A 25035-nucleotide genomic window follows, 5' to 3' on the forward strand; every position below is an offset into this window, starting at 1 on the left:
AGGAGAGACATGCGCACGCGTCACGTCTTCCACGCCGTCGACTCCCACACCGAGGGCATGCCCACGCGCGTGATCACCGGTGGGGTCGGGGTCATCCCCGGCGCCACCATGGCCGAGCGGCGGACGTACTTCATCGAGCACCTGGACCACCTCCGGACGCTGTTGATGTACGAGCCGCGCGGCCATGCCGCCATGAGCGGCGCCATCCTCCAGCCGCCCACCCGCCCCGACGCCGACCACGGAGTCCTCTACATCGAGGTCTCCGGGCTGCTCCCGATGTGCGGGCACGGCACGATCGGGGTCGCCACCGTCCTGGTCGAGACGGGCATGGTGCCGGTCGTCGAACCGGTCACCACCGTCCGGCTCGACACTCCGGCCGGGCTGGTGACCGTCGACGTACGGGTGGCGGACGGCGCGGCCGAGTCGGTCACGCTCACCAACGTGCCGGCGTTCTGCGCCGCGCTGGACAGCAAGGTGACCGTGCCCGGCTACGGCACGGTCACCTACGACCTCGCCTTCGGCGGGAACTTCTACGCGTTCGTCGAACTCGACGCGCTGGGGCTGCCGTTCGACCGTGACCGCAAGGGCGATCTGCTGGCCGCCGGGCTCGCCATCATGGACGCGATCAACGCCTCGCCCGAGCGGCCCGTGCACCCAGAGCAGCCGGAGATCGCCGGGGTCAAACACGTCTACCTCGCCGCTCCCGGCTCCGGCGCCCGCCACTCACGGCACGCGATGGCCATCCACCCCGGCTGGTTCGACCGCTCGCCCTGCGGCACGGGCACCTCGGCCCGGATGGCCCAGCTGTACGCGCGCGGCCAACTGCCCCTCGGCCGTGACTTCGTCAACGAGTCCTTCATCGGCACCCGCTTCACCGGCCGCCTGATCGAGAAGACCACCGTCGGCTCGCTGCCCGCCGTCGTGCCGACCGTCACCGGTCGGGCCTGGATCACCGGCACCGCCCAGTACTTCCTCGACCCGGACGACCCCTTCCCCGGAGGTTTCCTCCTGTGACCGCCCCCGCATCCCTCATCACCTCGCGCAATCCGGCCGACCCCGCCGACGTACTGCTCCAGGTCCCGGCGCCCGGTGCCTTCGCGGTCGCCGACGCCGTGGAGCGGGCCCGCGCCGCACAGTACGACTGGCTGCACGACGGTGCGGCCGCCCGCTCGGCCGCCCTCGGCGCGGTCGCCACGGCCATCGAGGCCGCCGGTGCGGAACTGGCCGCACTCGCCGTACGCGAAGTGGGCAAGCCCGTCACCGAGGCCCGCGCCGAGGTCGCGCGCACCGTGGCGATCTGGCGCTACTACGCCCAGGCGCCGTACGAGCCGGCCGGTGCCGTCCACGAGACCGCCGCGGGCCCCGGCCTGCTGCTCACCCGCCGGCGCCCGTACGGCGTGGCCGGGCTGATCACGCCCTGGAACTTCCCCTTCGCCATCCCGAGCTGGAAGGCCGCCCCGGCGCTCGCGGCCGGCAACGCGGTCGTCCTCAAGCCCGCCCCCGAGGCGACCGCCTGTGCCGTGCGCCTGGCCGACATCGTCGAACGGGCGCTGCCGGCCGGGGTGTTCACCGTCCTGCCCGGAGGGGCGACGGAGGGCAACGCCCTCGTCTCCGCCGCCGACGTGGTCTCCTTCACCGGCTCGACCGCCGTGGGCCGGACCGTCGCGCGCGCCGCCACGGCCCGGGGCGTTCCGGTCCAGGCCGAGATGGGCGGCCTGAACGCGGCCATCGTCCTCCCGGACGCCGACATCGCACAGGCAGCGGCCCATATCGCCGCCTCCATCGCCGGGTACGCGGGCCAGAAGTGCACCGCCACCAGCCGTGTCATCGCGGTCGGCGCGGCGCTCGACCCGCTGCGCGAGGCGCTGGGCGAGGCGCTGCGGGCGGTACCGGTCGGCGACCCGGCCGATCCGGCGACCGTGAGCGGGCCGCTCATCAGCCGGCACGCGCGCGACCAGGTCAGCGACGCCTGGCACGGCCTGGACACGCCCGCCGGCGGCACCGTGCCCGACGGGCCCGGCTGGTACGCGACCCCCACGCTGGTGGCGAAGGCCCCCGCGGGGCACCGCCTGCTGTGTGAGGAGGTCTTCGGGCCGATCGCGGCACTGCTGCCCGCCGGCGACCTCGCCCACGCGGTACGGATCACCAACTCGGTGCCGTACGGCCTGGTCACCTCGGTGCACACGGCCGATCTGAACGCGGCGCTGGGCGGACTCGACGGGCTCGACACCGGCATGATCCGGATCAACGCCCCGTCCACCGGTGTCGACTTCCATCTGCCGTTCGGCGGCGCCAAGGCATCCGGCCACGGGCCACGCGAACAGGGCCGGGCGGCGCTGGAGTTCTACACCTCCAGCCGGACGTACACCCTGTCACCGGCCGGAACAACGTGACATTGTACGGTGGTGGTCCATACCAGACCGAAGGGATCACGACCGCCATGGGGCACCTGAAGCACCGCGACCTCAACGCCGGCCGGGAACGGCTGCGCGACCAGGTGAGCAACGCCCTGCGGGCCGCCCTGATCTCCGGCGAGCTGCGTCCGGGCGTGGTGTATTCGGCGCCCACCCTCGCCGAGGACTTCGGTATCTCCGCCACCCCCGTGCGCGAGGCGATGCTCGACCTGGCCCGCGAGGGCCTCGTCGAGCCGGTCCGCAACAAGGGCTTCCGGGTCACCGAGGTCAGCGAACGCGACCTCGACCAGTACACCGAGATCCGCGCCCTGATCGAGATCCCCATGGTCGGCCGGATCACCCGCAGCGCCACCCGCGAGGAACTGGAGGCGCTGCGCCCGGTCGCCGAGGAGATCGTCCGGGCCGCCCGCGATCACGACCTCATCGGCTACCTGGAGGCCGACCGTCAGTTCCACCTCTCCCTCCTCGCGCTCTCCGGCAACGACCGCCTCGTCGAGACCGTCGGCGACCTGCGCAAGCGTTCCCGCCTGTACGGGCTCACCGCCCTGGACGAGCGCGGCGAACTGATCCCCTCCGCCGAGGAACATCTGGAGTTGCTCGGCCTGATGCTCGCGGGGGACGCGAAGGGGGCACAGAGGTGCATGGCCGAGCACCTGGGCCATGTCCGCTCCCTGTGGGCCAGCAGCGGCGGCTCCCCGGCCCCGTAACGCACGCCCACGCCGTTCCTCGTGCCGTGAAAGGAACCCATGGACCCCGCGTACGCCACCACCGATCACTTCTTCACCGTCCCGCTGGACCACTCGCGTCCGGGCGGCCCGGCCATCCAGGTGTTCGCCCGCGAGGTGGCCGACCCGGCCCGCGCGGACGACCGGCTGCCCTGGCTGCTCTACCTGCAGGGCGGCCCCGGCGGCAAGGCACCCCGCCCGTCGGCGGGTTCGCCCGCCTGGCTGCCCCATGCGCTGAAGACCCACCGGGTGCTGCTCCTCGACCAGCGCGGCACCGGCCGCTCCACCCCGCTCACCGCCCGCGCCGCCGCCCGCTTCGCCTCCCCCGCCCAACTGGCCGCGCATCTGGCCCACTTCCGCGCGGACGCGATCGTCGCCGACGCGGAACTGATACGCCGTCACATATGCGGTGACGAGCCCTGGGAGACACTCGGCCAGAGCTACGGCGGCTTCCTCACCCTCACCTACCTCTCCCGGGCCCCCGAGGGCCTGCGGGCCTGCTACGTCACCGGAGGTCTGCCCGGCCTCACCGCGACCGCGGACGAGGTGTACGCCCGCACCTACCCGCGCGTCCGGGACCGCGTCCTCGACTTCTACGCCCGCTACCCGGAGGACGCCCCCCGCCTTCGCGACATCGCCGGCCTCCTCGCGGCCCGCGACGTCCGGCTGCCCGGTGGCGACCGTCTGACGACCCGCCGCCTGCGCACCCTCGGCCTGGCCCTCGGCATGGGCGCCGGCTTCGAACGGCTCCACTGGCTGCTCGACGAATCCCTGGACGCGGACGGCGAGTTGACGGACACCTTCCTGCACCAGGTGGAGGCCCTGACCGGCTTCACCGACAACCCGCTGTACGCCGTCATGCAGGAGACGCTGTACGGACAAGGGGCCGGCCCGACCGGCTGGGCGGCCTCCCGGGCACTCGCCGACTTCCCCCAGTTCGCCGAGCAGACGGACCCCCTCCTGCTCACCGGGGAAATGATCTACCCCTGGATGTTCCAGGAGATCAAGGGCCTGCGCCCCTTCGCGGAGGCCGCGGACCTCCTGGCCCGACGCACCGACTGGCCCCCGCTCTACGACCCGCAGCGGCTGGCCGCCAACCAGGTCCCGCTCGCCGCGATCGTCTACCACGACGACATGTACGTCGACGCGGAGCTCTCCCTGCGCACCGCCCGCGAAGTCGGCGCCACCCGCGTATGGGTCACCAACGAATGGGAACACGACGGCGTCACCGCCTCAGGCGACCGTGTCCTCGCCCGCCTGATGGACCTGGCCGCCGGCCGCGCATGAGCCGGCGGCCCCGCCGCCTCCCCGCCCTTCGCTCCTCCCCTTGCCGCTCGTTGCCGCGCCACCGCCTCCGACGGGAGCCGAGATGCCCGCCCTGCCGCCCCGCCTGCGCACCTGTGCCGCAGCCCTCGCCCTCACCTCGTCCCTCGCCGCCGCCACCACGGCGGACGCGACCGCCCCGCCCCCGGCCCCCCGCTCCTCGCCGCCCGCCGGCGCCTGCGCACTTCCCGGCAGGACCGGATGGACCGACGAGGGCCACGACACCGACCGCACCCAGTTCCAGCCCGCCACCGGGACCCGGCGCGTCCTGACGTTGTTCGTCGACTTCCCCGACGCCGAGGCCACCGGCACAACGGACGCGTACGCGGCGCAACTCGCCCCGGCCGCCCCGTGGATGCGCACGGCGAGCCACGGCCGCCTGCGCCTCGCCTTCACCCCCGTGCACCGCTGGATCCGCATGCCCGCGGACTCGGCCTCGTACGGCTTCGAGCGCGGCCTGACGTTCGAGGCCCACGAGAAGTACGTGCGCGATGCGGTCACCGCCGCCGACCCGTACGCGGACTTCTCCCGTTACGACATGGTGTACATCGTCCCCACCAGGGCGGCATCCGCGATCTCCTTCTCGCCGACCTACCTCTACGACCCCGCCGGGACCGGCGTCACCGCCGACGGCACCCGCATCAAGTGGGCCGTGAGCTTCGGCCAGGACCTGTGGCGCTGGGGCCCCAAGGTCGCCGCCCACGAGACCGGCCACACCTTCGGGCTGCCCGACCTGTACGCCTTCACCGGCGCCACCCACCGGTACACCGGCGGCTGGGACGTCATGGGCAATATCGCCGGCCCCGCCCCGCAGTACCTGGGCTGGCACTCCTGGAAGCTCGGCTGGATCCGCGACGGCCAGGTCGGCTGCCTGGCCGCACCCGGCCGGCGCACCGTGCGCCTGACCCCGGTGGAACGCCGCGGCGGCACCAAGATCGCCGTGGTGCGCACCGGCGAGACGACGGCGTATGTCGCCGAGTCCCGCCGCGCCGAGGGCCACGACCGCGACGCATGCTCGGCCGGAGTCCTCATCTACCGGGTCGACTCCGCGACCCCGACCGGCGAGGGACCGGTCCGGGTCATGAACGGCAACCCGTCCGCCCGTCCGCCCGCCGGCTGCACCGGGCTCGACCGGGCGGCGTACACGCCCGGCCAGACCTTCGAGGACCCGGACAGCGGCGCCCGCATCGAGGTCCTGAAGAGCGGCCGGGCGGGAGATGTGGTGCGGCTCGGCCGGTGACAACGGCATCATGCTGCCCGCGGGTTTCACCAGCCGGGTGATCGCCCGCTCGGCCGCCGAGCCGCCTCACGTCTTCTCGAAGACCATGCGCAGGACGGTGAAACGGCCCTCGCGCAGGAACCTGAGCGCGGTGCGCTGCTCCCTGATGATGTCGGACACCGCGCCCTCGCCGATGAGTTCCGCTCCCCGTACGCGGTTGGCCTCCGCCGTCTCCAGCCAGCTGCGTACCGTGGCCACGCCGTCCTCAGGGTCGCTGCGCGCCTCCACGACGCGGAACAGGCCGCGGGCGGACTCGATCAGTTCGTCCCGGGTCGGCAGAAAGCACTCGGGGTACACCTTGCGTGACGCGTGCAGGCCCTCGCGTATGTTCGTGACGCCGCTCAGGATGTCCTTGAGGGCGGGGCGTTCACGGGCGGCGCCGTCCTGCTGCGGGGCCAGTCTGCCGGGAGGCAGTACGAGGGAGGCGAGCCAGCCCCGCTCGTTCCAGGCGTTGGCCTGCAGGGACAGCCGGCCGGCCGGGCGCAGCCAGGAGTGGCAGTGCTGGAAGAACTCCCGGTAGCGGCCGATGCGCCGGGCCCGCCACATGGTGTTCCCGGCGCAGTGCTCGATCACCTCGATCGCGATGACGGCGTCGTACGGTCCGTCCGGTTCATGGTCGAACCAGTTCTCGGTCCGGACCTCGCAGCCCGGCCAGTGCTGGTCACGGGCCCATGCGGCCTGGCCAGGGCTCATGGTGATGCCCACCGCGTGCCGGACGTGGTGGGTCTGCACCAGCCGGTGCAGGAGGCTGCCGTATCCGCAGCCGATGTCGAGCACCCGGTCCGCGCCCGCGGCGTGGGCCGCCCCGGCGTGGTGGTCCAGCTTGCGGAGCTGCGCCGATGCGAGGGTGTCGCCCTCCTCCCACATGCCGTAAGAGAAGACCAGCTCGGGGCCCAGCAGCAGCCGGTAGAAGTCACCCGGGGAGTCGTACTGACGAAGGATCGCCTTCGACGAGGTGCCCTTGTACGAGGATTTCCGTTTCGTATCGTGTGCCACCGCACCCACCAGTCCCTTCCGGCCGCGCAGGCCGGACGCTGTCCGTGGCCCCGCGCCTCAGGCGCTCCAGCGCAGCACCGCGCCGAGTCCGCCCGCCGGGCCCTGCATGGTCTCGGGGACCAGCAGTACCTCCGCGTCGCCCGCCGCGGCGGACCGCAGCACGGCGTCGTCCGCGCGCGCCCGCTCGGGCTTGCTGACGCCCATCGCCTGCGCCTGGCCGCGCTGCACCGCGACCTGGTCGACACCGGGCCCGATCCACACGTCGCGGCCCGCGTCGGAGGCGTCCTGCCCGATCAGCAGCGTGCCCACCTGGTGGCTGCGGGCCGCCTCCACGACCGCCGGCACGCCTTCCGCCGCGTCTCCGGGGTTGCTGTCGGCCCCGAGCGCACCGTGCTCGCCGGGGCGGCCGCGGCCGGCGTGGAAGCGGCCGAGGGCCTCTTCCAGGCGGGCCCGGACGTACTGCGAGCGGGCCTCGGCGATCTGCTGGTCGAGCACGCTCCTGGAGGCGCCCGTGGACCTGCTGCCGTTCCTCGCCTCGACGGTGACGGCCCGGATCCGCTCCGGCAACCGGTTGTGCACGGCCCGGCGCTCACGGGAGTCGCCGGTCAGTACGAGGAGCCGGGCGCCGCTCTCCGGCCACTGCCGGGCGAGCTCGCCCGCGATGATGTCGGCGGTCTCGCTCCAGCTGTTCTCGACCTTGTTCCGGTAGTGCCACTCGTACCGGTCCGTGGGGATGCTGCGGTGCCCTCGGCCCCGCCACTCCCTGCCGTGCGCCGTGGCCACGGCCCGGCTGCGCTGGGCGTCGCGCAGCTCCAGATCGGCGCCGGTGCGGTCGATGTACGCGACCAGGCACGCCGGCTCCTCGCCGATCAGGCCGGGAAGCGGGGCGACGTGCGGCAGCAGCGACCAGGTCGCCTCGGTGCGGACCGGGGTCACGCTGAGTGGGATGTCGAGCACGATCTCGGCACCCGCGGCGAACAGGGCCCGTCCGGGAGGCGCCCCGGAGACCGGCTCGTGGGCCAGCCGGTCCGTCACCGCCCGGCACGTGTACGGGTCGGCTCCCGCGTCGATGAGCTGCGAGGCGACGGCGCGCTCGCGGAGCTTCTGCTGCCGCGGCGCGTCCTCCGTCGCGCGCGTGGTGTCGATGTACACCGAGGCCCATGGGCCCAGACGCTCGAAGAGCGGCTTGAGAAAACCGAGTTCCATGATCTCCCCCCGGGTCGGGGACAGTGGGTACTACCAGGTTAGGACGATGTGCGCGCGCCCTCCTTGTGGAGGAAGCGGCGCAGTCGCGCCAGGGGCCAGGTGTTGATCACATCCTCCGCGGTCAGCCAGCCCCGCTGCGCGGTGCCCACGCCGTAGCGCAGGTACTCCAGGTGGAGCGGGGCGTGGGCGTCGGTGTTGACGGCGAACTTCACGCCGTACCGCCTGGCGCGCAGGATGTGCTCGTCGGACAGGTCGAGCCGGTCGGGGTGGGCGTTGATCTCCAGCGCGGTCCCGGTGCGGGCGCACGCGGCGAACACCGCGTCGAGGTCCATGTCGAGGCCCGGCCGCTTGCCGATGATCCGGGTGGTCGGGTGCCCGATGATGTTGACCTCCGGGTTCTCGCAGGCCGCCACGAGCCGGCGGGTCAGCGCCTCGCGTCCCTGGTTGAAGTGCGAGTGCACCGACGCCACACAGAGGTCGAAGTCCCGCAGGAACTCCTGCGGCCAGTCCACCGTGCCGTCCGGGTCGATGTTGAGCTCGGTGCCGTGCAGCAGGCGCATCTTCCGGTGCCTGCCGTCGAGTTCGCGGACCCGCTCCCGCTGGGCCAGCACCTTCTCGTCGGTCATCCGCTGCATGTACAGGTTCGGGGCGTGGTCGGTGATCGCGTAGTAGCGCAGGCCCCGCCGGGCGGCGGCCTGCACCATCTCGTCCAGCGGGGCGAGGCCGTCGGTGAGGTCGGTGTGGGTGTGCAGATCGCCGCGGATGTCCGCCTCCGTGACGAGCTCCGGCAGCTCGCCGCGCAGCCCGGCCGCGACCTCGCCGCGGTCCTCGCGCAGCGTCGGCGGGATCCAGGGCAGACCGAGCCGGGCGTAGACCTCCTCCTCGGTCTGCGAGACGATCTTCTTTCCGCTCTTGGCGTGGAACAGGCCGTACTCGGAGAGCTTCAGCTTGTGGTGCACGGCCATCTCGCGGGTGCGGATGTTGTGTGCCTTGGAACCGGTGAAGTACTGCAGCCCCGCGCCCCAGGAGTCCGGCGGTACGACACGCAGGTCGACCTGGAGGCCCTTGGTGGTGCGGATGGAGGTCTTCTTCGTGCCGTGGGCGATCACCTCGGCCGTGCCCGGCAGCCGTGTGAACGTGTCCATGAACGGGCCGGAGCGGCCCGCCGCCACAAGGATGTCCACGTCCCCGATGGTCTCCCGCATCCGGCGCAGCGACCCGGCGTACGCACAGCTCTCGCAGCCGGGCAGGGCGGACAGCTCGGCGGTGATCTCCTCGGCGATGTCCATGGCGGCGTTGATCGGCACCCGGTCGCCCGCGGCCTGCATCAGGCCGATGCCGTGCAGGATGTTCTCCTCGGTCTTCGGGCCGAAGCCCTTGAGGTCGCGCAGCCGCTCCTCATGGATGGCGTCGAGGAGTTCGGGCACCGAGGCGATGTGCAGGTCCTCGTAGAGCTTCATGGCCTTTCTGGGGCCGAGCGTGGGGATGGCCATCAGCTGGCGCACCCCCGCGGGGATCTTCGCCCTGACGTCCTCCACGGCGGGCATCCGGCCGGTCCGCAGATACTCGATCACCTTGTCGGCGATGGACCTGCCGACGTTCGGGATCTCCCGCAGGCCCTCGGCGTCCAGCTTCGACACATCCGCGTGGTGGCCGCCGATGGCACGTGCGGCCTTCTCGTAGGCGCGGGCCTTGAACGCGTCTCCGCCGGTGATCAGGACGAGGTCCGCGTACTCCTGGAGCAGCGCCTCGACCTCCTCATTGGGCCGGACCACAGGGCCATTTTAGTGCGGGCCCGTGCCGCGGGCCGGTTCTGCCGTTCCGTGGCACGGGCCGGGGACGTACCGCTGTCAGCAGGCCGGGCGCCGGGCGTGGGCGGGATCGAGGGCGTTGCGGACGAGGGTGGTGGCCAGGTTGCTGTAGCTGATGGTGACGTGTTCGCTGAACTCGGCGGCACAGAAGTCCTGGAGCCGGTGGTGGGTGACGTTCGGGGCGGCGGCGAGGTAGGCCGAGGAGCTCGGGGTGACGACCTCGTCGTACCGGCTCATGATCACCGTGTACGTGACGTCCGGATGCGTCTCGCCGCCCGCGTTCAGGTCGTCGAGGAAGTCCGAGCCGGTGGTCTGCTGGCTGCAGGCCGGACAGGCGGTCCGGACGGTCTCCTCGCCGCCGGGGAAGAGGCGGGCGAGGAGGCCGAGGCCCCACAGCGACGTGCCGTGGTTGGTCGGGGAGAGGGCGATGAGCTTGTCCACCTCGGCCGCGCCGCCCAGGTTCTTGAGGTAGTACCGCGGCATCAGGCCGCCCTGGGAGTGCCCCACCAGGTCGACCTTCGCGGCACCGGTGGCGGCCCGGACCCGGCCGACGAAGGCCGCCAGCTGACGTGCCGACGCGGGGATGTCGCCGGTGCCCATCAGCGGCCCTGAGTTTCCGCCGTAGTTGAGGGCGTAGACGCAGTACCCGGCTTCCTTGAGGCGGGGCGCCAGCCCGGCCCAGTTGGCGTACCGGTTCTCGAAGGTGCCGTGGACGAGCACGACGGGACGCGGACGGGCGGCGCTGGGGCGGCAGTTCCAGTCGTTGGCGCCGGTGGGCACGGCCGTGGGGTGGCGCAGGGAGTAGGCGAAGGCGGACAGGAAGTCCTTCTGGGGCGGGCCGACCGGGTCGGCCGTCGTGGTCGGCGCGGGGTCGTGCGCGGCCGGCGTCGCCTGGGTCGTGGCGGCGCCGACGAGGCCGAGACACGCGGCGCCGGCGAGCCCGGTCAGGGCGGAGGTCAAAAGCCGCAGGCGTGGCGCGCGCCGGGATCCGGAGGTGCGCATGGGTGGTCTCCTCTGCCTTGCTCTCGGAAGGGGCGCGGCAGCGGGTCCGTGAATCTTCGTCACAAGGGCGAGACACGGAAGCTACCGGCGCGTAACGTCGGATCCACACTGGTGCCGCGCGCGGAAGCCGTACCAGGAAGAGCCGGCGCGGAGCCGGGAAGGTGTCATCGGCGTGACACGTTTCTCCGGCTCCGCCTCACCACCCGCAGCCCCTCGCGCACCACCGCCCACCGCCCGAGACGGAGTCACCGCGATGGCGTCACCGGTCGAGACGTTCCGGCGTGAGCCCTGGCACGAGCTGCCGCCGGCGCTGGCCGCCCTGATCCGCCCCCGGATCGACGGCATCGTCACCGACATGACCGAGGCGATCCGTGCCGAGGTCTGCGCGTACCGCCGTCCGCTCGACTCCGCCGTCGGCCGCGACCTCACCGAGTCCGTCCGCCGGGCCCTGCGGCAGTTCGCGGAGCTGACCGAGCACCCCGACAGCCCGCAGGACCAGCACATCCGCCACTTCCGGCACCTGGGCCGCATCGAGTTCCTCAACGGCCGTACGACGGACGGCCTCCAGGCCGCCTTCCGGGTCGGCGCGCGGGTCGGCAGCCGGCGGTACGCCGAGATCGTGCACGAGGCATCGCTCCCGGCCGAGATCGTCCTGCCGCTGCACGAAGCGGTGCTGATCCATATCAGCGCCCTGTCCAACGAGTCGGTGAAGGGCTTCCTCGCGGCGCAGCTGCGCTCGGAGGGCGAGGTGAAGCGGGCCCGCCGCACCCTGGCGGACCGGCTTCTGGAGCAGCCCAGAGGGCCGGAGCGGGCACCGCTCGGGCCGCTGGCCGAACGTGCCCGCTGGGCGCTGCCCCGTACGGTCGCCTGCGTGGTGGTCCGGTCGGCGGGCCGGATCTCCGTCGCGGGCGCGGACGACGAACTGCTCCACGCCCACCGGGGGAGTGACGCGGTGCTGATCGTTCCCGAGCCGGAGACGAGCGGACTGGTCGACCGGGTGCGCGGCGCCGCCCGGGGCCGGATGGCCGCCGTGGGCCCGGCCGTCGCCGCACACGAGGCATGGCTCTCGCTGCAGTGCGCCCGCCTCGCCCTCGACCGCCGTGCGGAACTGCCGGCCGCGGCGGAGTCCGGCGGTGAGGTGTTCCTGCACGCCGGTGACGAGCTGGCGGAACTCCACCTGGTCCGGGGCGCGCACATCGGGCACCTGCTCGGCCGGCGGGTGCTGGCGGCGTTCGCGGACATGCCCCGGGGCCGGGCCGTCCGGCTCGCCGAGACCCTGGACGCCCTCCTGATGTCCTGGGGGCGTACCGCACCGGAGGTGGCCCAGGCCCTGGGCATCCATCCGCAGACGGCCCGAAAGCGCCTGCGCCGGCTCGACGAGCTCTTCGGCGACCGGCTCGCCGATCCCCGCTTCCGCTTCGAGGCCCTGCTGGCGCTGCGGACGCACGCGCTGCGCCGGCACGACGGGTGACGGCCGCGGGACGGGTGCCCGGGCGGCGCCTCACCGTCCCTGTGCGGCCCTGACGTTGTCGCCGAAGGTCCAGCCCTTCGAGCCGTCCCAGTTCAGCGACCAGGTCATCAGGCCCTTCAGGCCGTTGTGGTACGTGTTCCAGGCCCGCGTCACCAGGTTCGGCGGCATATGGCCGCCGCCGGCGCCGGGCTGCGCGGGCAGGCCCGGGACCTGCTTGTCGTAGGGCACCCGGATCGTGGTGCCCTGGACGGTCAGGCCCCTGTCGAGGCAGTCGGTCTGCGCGGTGAAGCCCTCGACCGTGCCGGCGGGGTACGAGTCGCCCGCGCAGCCGTACATGCTGCCGTTGTAGTACTGCATGTTCAGCCACCACAGGCGGCCGTTGTCCGCGTACTTCTTCACCACGGGCAGGTAGGCGCCCCAGATCGAGCCGTAGGTCACGCTGCCGCCGGTGACATAGGCCGTCTCGGGGGCCATCGTCAGGCCGAACTCCGGGGGCATCCGGTCGAGTACGCCGTCGATGATGCGGATGAGGTTGGCCTGTGAGGCGGAGAGCCGGTTGATGTCGCCGCTGCCGGTGAGCCCGGTCTCGATGTCGATGTCGATGCCGTCGAAGTGGTACTCCTTCAGGATCGGCACGATCGTTTCGACGAACCGGTCGGCGACGGCGGGGGAGTTGAGGTCGATACCGGCCGACGCTCCGCCGATGGACATCAGGACCGTGAGGCCGTCGGCCTTGGCCCGGCACATTTCGGCCGGCGTCGGCACCTTCACCGTGGCGTCCATCCCGTCCTCCCACAGGACCGTGCCGTCCGCGCGGATGACCGGGAACGCGGTGTTGAGGACGTTGTACCCGTGCTCACGGATACGGGGGTCGGTGACCGGCGTCCAGCCGAAGGGCGGGTGGACGCCGTTCGCCGCACCGTCCCAGTTCTCCCAGTACCCCTGGAGGACCTTGCCCGAGGGCCTCGGCCTGCCCGCGCACGGGTCGTTCCGGGGCGCGCCCGGTGCCGCGGCGGACAGCATCGGCAGGACGCACGCCGTCACCAGGACGGCTCTCAGCAGACGCGAGGGGCGACGACCGGTCATACGGTGCTCCCTTCGAGGGGGCTTCGGTGCGCACGGCGGAGGGCGGTGCGCCCCCTCGTAAGTTGGTCCATACCTGACTGATCGTCAAGAGGTATGGACCAACGGGGAGTTCGCCGGGACGAGCGGCTCGGCTCAGCAGGTGGTGCGGTAGTCGATGTCGGGAAGGTAGGAGCGCCATTCCGAGGGGGAGAGGCCGCCGTCGGCCCGGTCGCAGAGGGTGCGGGTGGCGCGGGCCGGGGCGAGGGGGTGGGTCTGTACGGGGGTGTGGCGGGCGGCGGTGCGCAGGGCTCTGCCGTCCGGGGTGAAGGCCAGGGCGAGGACCGGATCGTCGGGGGCGGTGGGCAGCGGGCCGCCCAGGGGCTGGTGGGAGGCGGTGTCCCACAGCCGCACGGTGCCCTGGTCCCCGGCGGTGGCCAGGGTCTTCCCGTCCGGTGAGAAGGCGAGCGCGGTCACTGCTTCCGGGCCGCCGGACGGGGTGTCGCCGTCGGCTGCGGGCAGTTGGCCCAGCTGACGGCGGGCCCGGCCGTCCCAGACGGTGACCCGGCCCGCGGTGTCCCCGGCGGCCAGGAGACGGCCGTCGGGGCTGAAGGCGACCGCCGTGGCGCCCTCGGCGGTCAGGGGGTGCGGCAGGAGCCGGCGGGTGCGCAGATCGACGAGGCGGGCGGGGTCCGCCGACCCCGCGACGACGGCGACATGGCGGCCGTCGGGGTGGGCCGCCAGCAGTCTGCCGGTGATCCGGCGAATGGTGCGTACGGTGTTCCCGCGGAGGTTCCAGACCCTGATGCTGGTGTCGGTCCGGTCGGCGACCAGCACGGAGTCGCCGTTCGCGGAGAACAGGCCGCTGAGGACGCTGGGTCCGCTGTCGCCCTGCACGGCGCGCGGGATCCGGATCCGGCGGTGTGCGCGCGCGTCCCACAGGTGGAGAGGTCCGCCCGCGGTCAGCGGGGCTCCGTAGGCGAGGCGGCGTCCGTCGGGCCCGAAGGCGAGGAAGGGATCCGGGTCACACCCGGAGCCTTCCCCCTCCGGGTCCGGTCCGGGCTCCGGCGGTGCGCAGCGCACCGCGGGCGGCTCGGCCGACAGGCTGCCGTCGCGGACGTTCAGCAACCGGAAACGGGTGGTGCCCTTGTCGTCGTGGGCCGTGGCCAGATGGCCGGCGTCAGGGCTGAACTGCGCTGCCTGCAAGAGCGCCGAGTCCCGGCCCGCGGGGATGGGGTGGGCGAAGGACAGGGTGCGGATCGCGCCCCCGCCCAGGTAGCGGATGACGCGGTGTCCGGTGTCGATCCGCAGTTGCTGTACGTCCTCGTTGGAGATCGGGTAGCGCAGGACGGGGGAGTCGGGCCGGTCGGTTCGCCAGACGAGGATCTCGTCGCTGTCCTGGCCGGCCAGCACCGTGCCGTCACCGCTCAGCACGGTCCCGGTGAGGCCGGCATGCTTGATCCGCCACCGTGTACGGCCCGAGGCGATGTCCCGTACCTCGGCCTCCCGCCCGTCCTGCCGGAACAGCAGGCCCCGCCCGTCCGGGGCGAACTCCAGGGACTCCGACTGGCACAGGTGCCGCCGCGACAGCGCACGGGGCAGCGGCGCACGTCGTTTCCCGGCCACGTCCCACATCGCCAGGGGGAAGTGCGGCGAACAGACCGCCACATAGCGGTCGTCGGGGCTCACCGCCATCGCGAACATCTCCCCGTCCCGCTGCGGCAGGGTGCGCCGGAAGAGCAGCCGCCGGTGCCGCCAGTCCCACAGCCGGACGGTGTCGTCCCCGTTCAGCAAGGTCTTCCCGGAAGCGCTGAACACCGACGCGGCGGACGCCGACGGGACACGCACCTCGCCCCTCCCGCCGGCACCGCCGTGCACCCGCACGGTCTCGCCGTCCGTCGTCGCCGTCGTCCTGCCGTCCCGCGTGACCGCATCGAGCGTCAGCACCGGGGTGCGCGCGGGGGAGGCCGGGTGCGCCGGAAGTTCCCGGTGCGAGGGGACGTCCCAGCGGCGCAGACGGCCCTTGACGAGGGACACCAGTGTGCGTCCGTCGCCGCTGAGCTGCGTCTCCGCGGCCTCGACACCGTCGGGCAGGGGCATGGCGTCCCGCTCGCGCTGGGAGAGCGCCGCCAGCACCGCGCCGCGGGTCTCGGGCGTCTCGGCGAGCCGCCAGGCGGCCACGCTCAGACGCATGGCGCGTACGGGGTCGGTGGCGCGCAGGCTCGCGGCCACGGAGGCGATACGGCGCGCCTCGGCCTCGCTGTGCTGATCGTCGCGGTCGCGGTGCTGCTGCCAGGCGACGAGACCGGCCATCACGGCGAGTACGCACAGGATGGGAAGCGCCGTCGAGAGGCGGTGCGCGCGGCGGGCGGCGCGGGCCGCCTGATCGTATTCGGCCTGCCGGGCGGCGATCCCGGCGTCGAGAAAGGCCTGCTCCAGGGGGTTGAGCGCGCTGCGCTCCGCGGCGTCGAAGGCCTCCTCGGCCCGCGTCAGCCGGGTGCCCCGGTAGAGGGATCCGGGGCACCCGTCGAGTTCCCGCCATGCGGTGGCGTCGTGGGTCAGCTGCCGGTGCAGACGCAGACGTTCGCGGTCCTCGTCGATCCAGCGGTGCAGCCGTGGCCACGCGGTGAGCAGCGCTTCGTGGGCGAGGGAGACGGTCTCGTCGTCCAGGGTGAGCAGACGGGCCCGGGCCAGCCGGTTGAGGACGGCCTCGCCGTCGGCGCCCGCGGTGGTGCCGGCCGTCTCGAACTCGGTGCGCGGGGTGGGGTGGTGGGTGTCCTGGGTGCCGTTTCCCGGGGCGACCAGGCGCAGCAGGATGCGCCGCGCGAGGGTGGCCTGGGCGGGGGTGAGCTGCTGGTAGGCCTCCTCGGCGGTGCGGGCGATGGCGCCGCGCAGACCACCGGCGGCCTCGTACGCCTGGATGGTCAGCGCCCGCCCTTTGCGGCGGCGCCAGGTCTCCATCAGGGCGTGGGACATCAGCGGCAGGGCGCCGGGTTCGTCCTCGACCTCTTCGATGATGCGGGCGGTCAGTTCCCGTTCGACGATCAGTCCGTGGGCCGTGGCCGGCCGTACGATCGCCGCTCTGAGCTGGTCGCCGCCCATGGGGCCGACCAGCAGGGTGGCCTCCTTCAGGGCCGCGGCCAGGGCGCCGTGTTCGGCGCAGCGGGCGAAGAAGTCGGCACGTACGGCCAGCACCACGCGCAGCCGTCGGCTCTCGTCACGGGCGGTCAGCAGCCGCTGGAGGAAGGCGGCCCGTTCCCCGGGGTCGGCGCAGAGCGTGAACAGCTCCTCGAACTGGTCGACCAGCAGCCAGGTGTCTCCCGGGCCGGGGGCCGGCTCCAGGCGCTCGGCATGGGCGAGGGGGCGCGGGCCGGGAGTGAGGATCCGCACCGCGGCGGGCGCCCGGCCCCCCTGGTCGCCCGGCTCGCGCAGCCGGGGGATGAGGCCCGCGCGCAGCAGCGAGGACTTGCCGCTGCCGGAGGCCCCCACCAACGCGCTGACGCGGTGGCCCCGGGCCAGCTCCGCCAGCTGGGACACCATCTCGTCGCGTCCGAAGAACAGCTCCGCATCGCCCGGTTCGAACCGGGCCAGTCCGCGGTACGGCGGGTCGGTGTCGTCCTGTTCGGGCCGCGGGATACGGGCGAGCTCCCGGTCGGCCTCCTCCCAGCGGTGCTGCCAGTCGTCGGTGTCGCCGTCGCAGGCGCGTACGTACGCCAGGAGCACCGGCAGGGTCGGCAGGCGTTCGCCGGCCGCGGCCTGGGACAGCGTCGCCGCCGAGTAGCCGGCCTGCCGGGCCATCACCCGGTAGGCGGGCGCACCGGCTTCGTCGCGGAGTGTGCGCAATTCATGGGCGAACCGCTGGACGGGACCGTCCTGCGGATCGATCGGATTCTCCGGACGTCCCACTCGCCTTTTCCTCCCCCGACTTCCTCATCTGTCCCCGCCGTCACGATAAGCACCAGGTCAGCGGGCCGCAACGTCGGTCGTACGCCGGCCGGTCACCTCCGAGTCGGCCAAGCCGAATTGATTAGTGCAGCTCAGGCGGGGTGCCAAACAACTCCGCGGCGGTTGAACTTGATCTCGCCGGGCCGCACTCGCCCCGACTCCGGGGCTCGGACGGGCCGGTGCACTTCACCTGATAACTAGTCACAAAGGACACATCATGCGTATACGCAACATCGTCGCCGCCGGCACCGCCGCGGCCGCCCTCTCGCTCGGCGTCGCGCTGCCGGCCTTCGCCGACAGCCACGCCACGGTTGCCGCCCCCCAGGCGGCCGCCCCGCGGCAGAAGGTCGTGGTCTACCAGGACGCCAACTTCAGTAACCGGAGCACGACCTTCACCAAGGACGTTGCGAAGCTGTCGAAGTACGGCTGGAACGACACCATCAGCTCCGCCAGGAACAAGGGCCAGCGCAAGGTCACGTTCTACCAGCACAAGAACCACATGGGTTCCAGCTTCTACCTGGAGCGAGGCCAGTCGGAGGCCCACTTCGGCGACCACCACAACATGAGCGACGCGACCAGCTCCATCAAGTTCGGCTGACAGCAGGTTCCGTCAGCAACCAACTGCTGACGGGCGGGGTGCGGCGCCAGTCGCCGCACCCCGCCCCCTGCCTGCCGCCGCACCCCGCTCCACACGCACCGCGCATCGCACGACGAGAGGCCACCATGTCGCCCTCCCGCGCCCGGGCCACCACGGCGCTCGCACTGCTGCTCCTGGCCACCACCGCCTGCACAGCCGTGGAAAACGAGCCCGCGCCCGCCCCGCACTCCCCGCCTGTGCCCCGGCAGGCCCACCAGCTCCGGCTGCCACTGGACGCCTATGCATCGACCGATGCCGAGACCCACACCGTGGAAGACGCACAGGACATCCTCATGCGCCGGTGCATGAAGGACCTGGGCATGGAGTGGAAGGCCCTGCCCCCGGTGGACGCGCAGGACACCGAGCCGCCGAACCTCCGGCGATACGGAGCCGTCGAGGCGGAAGCCGTCCGCTACGGATACCACCCGCGCCCCGACCCGCCGTCGGTGGCGCGGCGCAACCGGGCCTGGGACGAGCGCGAGGCGCTCCCCGCCGAGGTGCTCCGCGCGGCCTACGGGACCTCCGGAAAGGGCGGCTGCCTCAAGACCGCCCAGCGCCAGCTCGTCGGCGACACCGCCCCACCCGACTACCACGCCTTCAACCAGCTGACCGGCACCGCGCTGGAAACCGCCCGACGGACCCCCGAAGTACGCGGCGCCCTGCGCACATGGCACGCATGCATGGCGAAGGCGGGCTTCGACTACCCGGACCCCTTTGCCGCCGCCGGCAGCGAGCGCTGGGAGACGAACGAGCCCACCGCGACCGAATTCGCCGTAGCCCGCAGAGACGTGTCCTGCCAGAAGTCGGCGAAGCTGGTGAAGATATGGGCGGCGGCCGAGACCCGCATCCAGCGCCGTCTGATACGGCAGCAGGAGAACGCGGGCAGGCTGAAGGAGGCCAAGGCCCGCAAGGACCGCTGGCTGGCGGCCGCACGCCGCGTCCTGAAGCCGTGACGGGCGCCGGCCGGGAGCCCGCTCAGCGATGCACGGGGAGGGTCAGTTCGCCGCCCCGGTAGAAACCTTCCCGTTCCTCGACGACGAAGGGGGCCATGGCCGTGCGCCGGCGCTGCTCCTCGTCGGAGGCACGCCAGGCGTCGCACGCTTCCTTGGAGTCCCAGAACGAGACACCGGTGATCTCGTGCCCGTCCTCCGACCAGTACGCGTAGGCGCGGCGCAGGGCTTTCGGATAGGGATGCGGGCGCCAGGCCCGCTCGAAGTCCTGCAACGTGCCCGGCTTGATGCGACGCGTAGTCACCCAGACGAAGTGCTGCTCCATCGCCGCCTCCTGGTGAACGCTGTTCCGGCGTGCCGGTGCCCTTGCACGCCGCTGGTGCTTCCTCACACCACCGTAGGTCCGGTGCGCCGGTTCCGCCTTCGTTCCCGGCCGGGCGGCAGGTCACCAGGTGGGGCCGAGGCCGAGCAAGTGGTCCCGGACCTGGGTGACGTGCGGGTTCCTGGGCGTACCGGGGCGCTGGACGAGGTAGCCGGTGTTGACGGGCGGGTCGTCGGTCTCGTGGAGGAGGACGAGGGTGCCGGCGGCGAGCGCGTCGAGGCACAGGTAGCGGGGGAGCACCGTGAAGCCGGCGCCCGCGGTGACGGCGGCGAGGACGCCGCGCAGGTCGGGCACGGTGACGGCGGCCCGGCAGTTCAGCCGCTGCTGGAAGACATGGCGCCAGTAGCGGCGGACGATGGGCAGGTCCTCCGCGTAGGTGACCAGTGGCACGCCGTGCAGGGCTACGGGCCCCTCGGCGGCCAGCCGCCCCTGGAGCCGTTCGGCCCAGGCGGGGGCGGCGACCAGGACGAACTCCTCGTCGAGCAGCGGCACGGCGGCCAGCGTCCGGCCGCGCGGCCGGGTGGTGGCGATGACCAGGTCATACCGCCCGGCCCGCAGCTCGGCGAGCAGCGGATCCGTCAGACCCAGGGCGATCCGCAGCTGTATGCCGCCGTCGACGAGCGGTGCCAGGGCCGGCAGCACACGGACGCACAGCAGCTCCGCCGGTCCGGCCAGGTGGACCGGGGCGGGCGGCGGGGCCTGCGCGGCATCGTGTCCGGCGGCCGCCATGAGCGCGTCGAGGGGCCCGGCGACGCGGGCCGCGAGGTCGTGCGCGACCTGCGTCGGGGAGACCCCGCGCGGCAGCCGCTCGAAGAGCTCCCGGTCCGTCTGCCGCTCCAGGGCGCGGATCTGCGTCGTCACCGTCGGCTGGGACAGGCCCAGCACCTGCGCGGCGGCGGTGAAGGAGCCGGAGCGGTAGACGGCGAGGAAGGTGCGCAGCAGGTTCAGATCCGCCGGCTCCGGCCCCGCGGGGGCCGCCTGCGGTGTCACCGCCGTGCCATCGGGATCCTGATGCCTCACGAAGGGAACCCTCCTCATGCGCCCGGCCCTGACCCGTCGGACAGGCCCTGGCGGTGGTCGGCGGCCGTTCGGGTGGCCGGGCGGCCCGTAATGCGCCCTGCGGTGTCAGGCCAGCTTCCCCAGCAGTTCGGCCGCGAGCGGGGCCGCGGAGGCCGGGTTCTGGCCGGTGACCAGGTTGCGGTCGACGACGACCTTCGGGGCCCACGGCTCGCCCTCCCGCACCGCCACGCCGGCCTGCGTCAGCCGGTCCTGGAGCAGCCACTTCGCCTTGTCGGCGAAGCCGGCCTGGGTCTCCTCGGCGTTGGTGAAGGCGGCCACCGCGTAACCGGCGAACGCGTTCGTCCCGTCCTGCCGCTCGGCGGCCAGCAGGGCGGCCGGGCCGTGGCAGACCACGCCCAGCGGCTTGCCGGAGTCCAGGGCGTCGATGAGCAGCCGGCCGGAGACGGGGCTGACGGCCAGGTCCTCCATGGGGCCGTGGCCACCCGGGTAGAAGACGGCCGCGTAGTCGTCCAGGTCCACCGCGTCCAGCGCGATCGGGCGCCGGAGCCCGGTGAACGAGGCCAGGGCGCCCGTGATCTTGTCGGCGCCCTCCTGGCCGCCGTTCACCTCGGGGGCGAGGCTGGCCTCGTCCACGGTGGGGACGGTGCCGCCGGGGGTGGCGACGACGACCTCGTGACCGGCGGCCGTGAACGCCTCGTACGGGGCGACGGCCTCCTCGGCCCAGAAGCCGGTGGGGTGCTTCGTTCCGTCGGCCAGCGTCCAGTGCTCCGCGCCGGTCAGTACGAAAAGGATCTTCGACATGGTGAGTGACTCCCGAGGGTGCGGGCCGGGGGCCGGCCCCGGCGATGCCTCGACGGTAGACCGGTCAGCGATAGGTATCCAATGAGGAATCCCATGCCTGGTATCGGGATTCCAATGGCTCGGCCGCCGGGTCTCAGAGGGCCGGGCAGGTGTCCTTCGCGCCGTCGCGGTAGGTGCGGTAGAGGGGCGGCGGGCTCTGGTCGCCGGTGCGGGCCGGCGCCGGGTACTCCACGACGGGGACGGGTTTGCACACGGCCCACTGGTCGTTCTTCCCCGGCCCCTCGAACCCGTAGGTGCCCGCGGCACCGACCAGACAGGAGCTGCAGCTGTCGCCGGCGATGGTCGGAATGATGAGGGTGTTGTAGACGTCGTCCTTGGTGGGGATGCGCACGGCCTCCGGGGTCTGTGTGCCGCCCTCGTTGATCTCGGCGAAGGTGCGGTCCACGGCGTCGGCGAGCAGCGTGAAGGCGTCGTGGTACATCACGGCGTAGCCGTCGTCGAGCGGCTTGGTGCCCAGCTCGTACTGCTCGTCGAGCTCCTCGAACCGGTCGAGGAAGCGCCCGAGCGCCTTCGCGGGCTTGCTCGTCCCGCCCCACCAGGCCGGATCGACGGAGGAGGCGTCGACGAGGGTGGCCTGCGCCTCGTTCAGCCAGCGCGTGGGCGCGTCCGCGGTGAGGGTGGGCTCCAGGCCGATGCCGACCTTCAGGATGCGCAGCTTCGTGGTGCGCCCGCAGCCGCCCTCCTGCGCCAGGCGCTCGATGAACGCGGGCAGATCCTGGTCGCGGCCGGCGAAGAAGACGGTGTCGGACTTCTCGGTGCAGATCTTCTGCACGGCATCGGTGAACCGCTGCGGAATGCCCTTGTCGGTGCCCGACGAGCCGGTGAAGTTCGAATGGTGGTTGGCCAGGTCGTACGCCGTGCCGAAGTGCTTCTCGAAGACGGCGCGCAGATTCTTCGAGTACACGTCCTCCTCGCGGTTGTCCCAGACCACGAACCCCTTGTGCTTGCCGGGCTTCGTCTTCAGATACAGCGCGAGGGCACGGGCGAACTGGTCGTTGTTCGGCGAGGTCTTGAAGAAGTACCGGGAGTTCATGGTGGCCGCGGTGATCACCGGCCCGACGGTCGGGATACGGCGCGCGCTCAGAGCGGCGATCGTCGCCCGCGTCTCCGGCGTACTGCTCGGGATGCCGGTCACCCCGACCAGCGGCGCCCGGGCATCCCCGGCCAGTTCGGCGAGCCGGTCGACGACGGGCCGCCACGCGTCGAGGTTCCGGCCGTCGGGCGCGAGCAGCAGCTGGTAGTGCGGTCCGCCGAGCCGGTTGGCCTGCCGCTGCGCGGCCAGCGCACCGGCCAGCCCGCGGCGGATCATGTCCGTCGTCATCGCACTGTGGTCGTCCGCGGTGAAGGGCATCATCAGCGCGATCCGCACATACGGGATCCTCGGACCGCTCCGGGGGGACTCCCAGCCCTGCCGCACCCGGGCGTTCTCGTCCGCCACCGCCTCGATCAGCCCGGCGAGGGCCGGGTCCGCCTCGAAGGCGCCCGCGGTGACGCCCACACAGTCTCCGCCGACGTCCTGGAGATCGGCACCGCACCGTCCCGGACCCCGCACCATGCGGACGCCGAGGACGATCACCAGGGTGGTCAGCACACCGATGCCGAAGGCGGCCAGCCACTCGACCGGCCCCCACTCACGGGGATGACGTCGGAACAGACGGACCAGCATGCTTCCTCACTGACCGGGGAGGGGGAAGGGGCGCTTCTTCCGGGCAGCCGCAGGCCAGCTGCGGGCGGCCTGGCCGAGGACGGCGTGCCAGGACGGGTGCCGCGGCGAGAGGTACGCCAGCTCCTCGCCGACCGCCTTGCACATATCGGGGTCCGGCTCGGCGTGCGGCTCGGACACCTGCCACAGGGCGTGCAGCAGCCGGTTGACGCAGCGCTCGACCGGTTCCGCGTACCGGGCGTCGTGCGCGCCGAGCGCGATCTGCATGCGGACGTCGGACCACTCGCCGGCGGGCGGGGTGGGCGCGGTGGCGGCGTACTGCAGACACCGCAGCCAGTGCGCGGCCGCCTGCTCGTCCTGCTCCGACTGGAACTCCTCGGCCAGCGTCGCCACCACCATCTCGGCGTTCCCGGCCGCGAGCGTGTGCCGCAGCGCATCCGCCTCCCCGCTCTCACCGCGCTGGGTGTGGTGCATCCGCAGGAAGCGGTGGATCTCCTGCCAGCCGCGGACGTCATCGGCCCCGCGCGAGGTGCGGCGCGCCTCGTGCACCAGCAGCGTCTGCAGCAGGGCGTCGGTGACCAACGGCCGGTCCGGGCGGGTCAGTTGCTGCCACTGCTGCTCTTCGAGGTAGTCGGTGGCGGAGTTGGCGGGCAGCTGATCGGGGCCCTGCAGCCGCAGATGGGCGGCGAGCGCCTCGGCCGCCGTGGCGTCGCGGGCGAGCGAGAGCAGGGTCAGCCGGTCGCGCTGGCGGCGGTCCGGGAGCAGCCGCTCCAGGAGCGCTTCGGTGACGGGGCGGCCGTCCGGCGTGGTCAGTTCGAGGAGGTCGCGCGGTGCCACGCTGCCGCCCTGCTCCGTCGCGTCCAGGACTGCCGCGCACAGCACGGTGGTCGCCGCGGGGTGCCCGCCGGTCAGGGAGTGCACGGCGGAGGCCAGATACGGGTGGAGCGGCCGGGCGGGCCGCTGCGGCACCAGAAGGGGCAGGATGTCGTCCCGGCTCAGCGGGGTGAGCGGGACGGCGAGCAGTCCGGCGGACGGGGCGAGTCCCCGGCGCTCCCAGCCGGAGGACTTCACCAGGTCGGGCAGGCTCCGGCGGACCGCGTCGGTCGCGTTCTCCGGTAACGCGCCGAGCCGGGTGGCCACGACGACGAGCTCCTCGCGGTCGGGGCGGCCGGGCCGCGCGCGGTGTTCCAGGAGCAGTTCGAGAAAGTTCTGGCCCGCGGCGCAGTGCGCGTCGTCCAGCAGGACGAGCGGCCAGGGTTCACGGTTCCAGCGCTGCAGCCTGCCGTACGAGGCGGCGACATCGTGCAGGAAGGCGGCCATCAGGCTCTGCTCGGCCGCGTGCCGGTAGTCGCCGCCCTGCTGGAACCACTCCCCGAGGAGCACCAGCGGATTCTGGCCCTCCGCGCCCTGCGGAAAGCGCCGCCGGTACCACTCCGCCGCCGCCGTCGGCCGGTACCGGTCGGTGTACTCCGCCACCACGGCGGCGGTGACCGCGGCGTGGCTCTCCACCGCGTCGACGGCGTCCTCCAGGCGTCCTTCGACGGCGGTCGCCCAGGCCTGCCGCAGCACGTTCTCGTTGCCGGTGGCGAGATGGCAGGCGCGCAGCAGCCGGGCGTGGCGCAGGCAGGCCGCGTCCCGCTGCTCTTCGTTGCCGTGCCGCCACCCGGAGACCGCGAACAGCCCGGGCGCCAGCACGGGGAAGCGCCGGCGCAGCTCCGGTGCGAGCCCGCACACCAGCTCCGTGAGGATCTCGACGAACGTCGAGGCGACGGCCGTCCCGCCCTCCCGGACGGGCCGCGGAGCGGCGGATTCCGCGGGGACCGCCCGGACGTGGGCGACCGGCAGCCGGCCCTCGTAGCGGGCCGCCAGTTCCCGCAGGGCGGCGCTGCGGCCCATGCCGTGGTGTCCCGTCAGCAGTACCACCGGCAGATCGCCCGGGTGCTCCCGGGGCGCACGGGACCTCTCGTCGTACGCCAGGCCCGTGAGCCGGGGGATGAGCGAGCGCAGCAGCGGGTCCCGGCCATAGAGGGGTGACCCTTCCGAAATGCGCATCTGGCTGCGTCCCGCCTCCGTCGTCCGTCGCCGCCCGGCAGCCGCAACCTCGGAGGCGGGCGGCACCGTTCCCCCGAGAATTTCAGCCGCTTGACATCCGTACCAACTACGCCTGGAGTCATAGAACTTACAGGCGCCGCAAACCTCCCGCCAGGCGAATGCCACACTGTGTCACCCGCTTGTGACCGGCGGGCCCGGGGGCGCACGCGGGGCGGGATGTGCCGCCGCTGTGCCGC

Annotated in this window: 19 protein-coding genes; 8 read left to right on the forward strand and 11 right to left on the reverse strand. The window is 72.9% G+C overall.

The genetic code is table 11. From position 1 onward, the window contains the following. Positions 1-9: 9 nt before the first annotated feature. From ACWD6P_RS13005 to ACWD6P_RS13025, 5 genes are all read left to right on the forward strand, one after another. Positions 10-1014: a proline racemase family protein gene (locus ACWD6P_RS13005; protein WP_451444120.1), complete on the forward strand. Its 1005-nt coding sequence runs from the start codon at positions 10-12 to the stop codon at positions 1012-1014. After that, on the forward strand, positions 1011-2393 hold the full coding sequence (locus ACWD6P_RS13010; RefSeq protein WP_451444121.1) for an aldehyde dehydrogenase family protein: 1383 nt from the start codon (positions 1011-1013) through the stop codon (positions 2391-2393). Before ACWD6P_RS13005 ends, ACWD6P_RS13010 begins: the two co-directional genes overlap by 4 nt. Before the next feature lie 47 nt (positions 2394-2440). Then, the gene (locus ACWD6P_RS13015; protein WP_451444122.1) at positions 2441-3121 is read left to right on the forward strand and encodes a GntR family transcriptional regulator; all 681 of its coding nucleotides are present in this window, start codon (positions 2441-2443) and stop codon (positions 3119-3121) included. A gap of 39 nt (positions 3122-3160) precedes the next feature. Beyond that, the gene (locus ACWD6P_RS13020; protein ID WP_451444123.1) at positions 3161-4426 is read left to right on the forward strand and encodes an alpha/beta fold hydrolase; all 1266 of its coding nucleotides are present in this window, start codon (positions 3161-3163) and stop codon (positions 4424-4426) included. An 82-nt stretch (positions 4427-4508) separates the two neighbouring features. Continuing rightward, positions 4509-5702, forward strand: a complete 1194-nt coding sequence (locus ACWD6P_RS13025; protein WP_451444124.1) for a M6 family metalloprotease domain-containing protein — start codon at positions 4509-4511, stop codon at positions 5700-5702. A 66-nt stretch (positions 5703-5768) separates the two neighbouring features. Here the strand turns inward: ACWD6P_RS13025 and ACWD6P_RS13030 are convergent, their stop codons facing one another. From ACWD6P_RS13030 to ACWD6P_RS13045, 4 genes are all read right to left on the reverse strand, one after another. Continuing rightward, complete coding sequence (locus tag ACWD6P_RS13030) at positions 5769-6737, reverse strand: SAM-dependent methyltransferase (RefSeq protein ID WP_451444125.1); 969 nt, start codon at positions 6735-6737, stop codon at positions 5769-5771. A gap of 57 nt (positions 6738-6794) precedes the next feature. After that, complete coding sequence (locus tag ACWD6P_RS13035; RefSeq protein WP_451444126.1) at positions 6795-7943, reverse strand: baeRF2 domain-containing protein; 1149 nt, start codon at positions 7941-7943, stop codon at positions 6795-6797. Between the two features lie 38 nt (positions 7944-7981). Then, positions 7982-9718: a DNA polymerase/3'-5' exonuclease PolX gene (gene polX, locus ACWD6P_RS13040; RefSeq protein WP_451444127.1), complete on the reverse strand. Its 1737-nt coding sequence runs from the start codon at positions 9716-9718 to the stop codon at positions 7982-7984. Positions 9719-9793: 75 nt separating this feature from the next. Then, the gene (locus tag ACWD6P_RS13045; protein WP_451444128.1) at positions 9794-10756 is read right to left on the reverse strand and encodes an esterase/lipase family protein; all 963 of its coding nucleotides are present in this window, start codon (positions 10754-10756) and stop codon (positions 9794-9796) included. 253 nt (positions 10757-11009) lie between these two features. Between ACWD6P_RS13045 and ACWD6P_RS13050 the strand changes: the two genes are divergently transcribed. Further along, on the forward strand, positions 11010-12227 hold the full coding sequence (locus tag ACWD6P_RS13050) for a helix-turn-helix domain-containing protein (protein WP_451444129.1): 1218 nt from the start codon (positions 11010-11012) through the stop codon (positions 12225-12227). Between the two features lie 30 nt (positions 12228-12257). Here ACWD6P_RS13050 and ACWD6P_RS13055 read toward each other — a convergent pair whose 3' ends face one another. Beyond that, complete coding sequence (locus tag ACWD6P_RS13055) at positions 12258-13313, reverse strand: chitinase (protein ID WP_451444130.1); 1056 nt, start codon at positions 13311-13313, stop codon at positions 12258-12260. A 132-nt stretch (positions 13314-13445) separates the two neighbouring features. Further along, positions 13446-17195: an nSTAND1 domain-containing NTPase gene (locus ACWD6P_RS13060; RefSeq protein WP_451444131.1), complete on the reverse strand. Its 3750-nt coding sequence runs from the start codon at positions 17193-17195 to the stop codon at positions 13446-13448. Positions 17196-17451: 256 nt separating this feature from the next. On the opposite strand from ACWD6P_RS13060, the gene ACWD6P_RS13065 reads away from it, so the two are divergent. Then, positions 17452-17832: a peptidase inhibitor family I36 protein gene (locus ACWD6P_RS13065; protein ID WP_451444132.1), complete on the forward strand. Its 381-nt coding sequence runs from the start codon at positions 17452-17454 to the stop codon at positions 17830-17832. A 125-nt stretch (positions 17833-17957) separates the two neighbouring features. Next, positions 17958-18824: a hypothetical protein gene (locus ACWD6P_RS13070; RefSeq protein ID WP_451444133.1), complete on the forward strand. Its 867-nt coding sequence runs from the start codon at positions 17958-17960 to the stop codon at positions 18822-18824. Positions 18825-18846: 22 nt separating this feature from the next. Here ACWD6P_RS13070 and ACWD6P_RS13075 read toward each other — a convergent pair whose 3' ends face one another. The 5 genes from ACWD6P_RS13075 to ACWD6P_RS13095 form a co-directional block, all read right to left on the reverse strand. Continuing rightward, complete coding sequence (locus ACWD6P_RS13075; protein ID WP_451444134.1) at positions 18847-19146, reverse strand: hypothetical protein; 300 nt, start codon at positions 19144-19146, stop codon at positions 18847-18849. A 120-nt stretch (positions 19147-19266) separates the two neighbouring features. Further along, entirely contained in the window at positions 19267-20223 is a 957-nt protein-coding gene (locus tag ACWD6P_RS13080; RefSeq protein ID WP_451444135.1) for a LysR family transcriptional regulator, read from the reverse strand. Positions 20224-20328: 105 nt separating this feature from the next. Next, a complete protein-coding gene (locus ACWD6P_RS13085) occupies positions 20329-21024 on the reverse strand; it encodes a type 1 glutamine amidotransferase domain-containing protein (RefSeq protein WP_451444136.1) in 696 nt (231 codons plus the stop codon). Positions 21025-21157: 133 nt separating this feature from the next. Then, positions 21158-22750: an ABC transporter substrate-binding protein gene (locus ACWD6P_RS13090; RefSeq protein WP_451444137.1), complete on the reverse strand. Its 1593-nt coding sequence runs from the start codon at positions 22748-22750 to the stop codon at positions 21158-21160. 6 nt (positions 22751-22756) lie between these two features. Next, positions 22757-24799: an ATP-binding protein gene (locus ACWD6P_RS13095; protein WP_451444138.1), complete on the reverse strand. Its 2043-nt coding sequence runs from the start codon at positions 24797-24799 to the stop codon at positions 22757-22759. Positions 24800-25035 lie beyond the last annotated feature (236 nt).

The organism is Streptomyces sp. NPDC002446 (genome assembly GCF_053595675.1).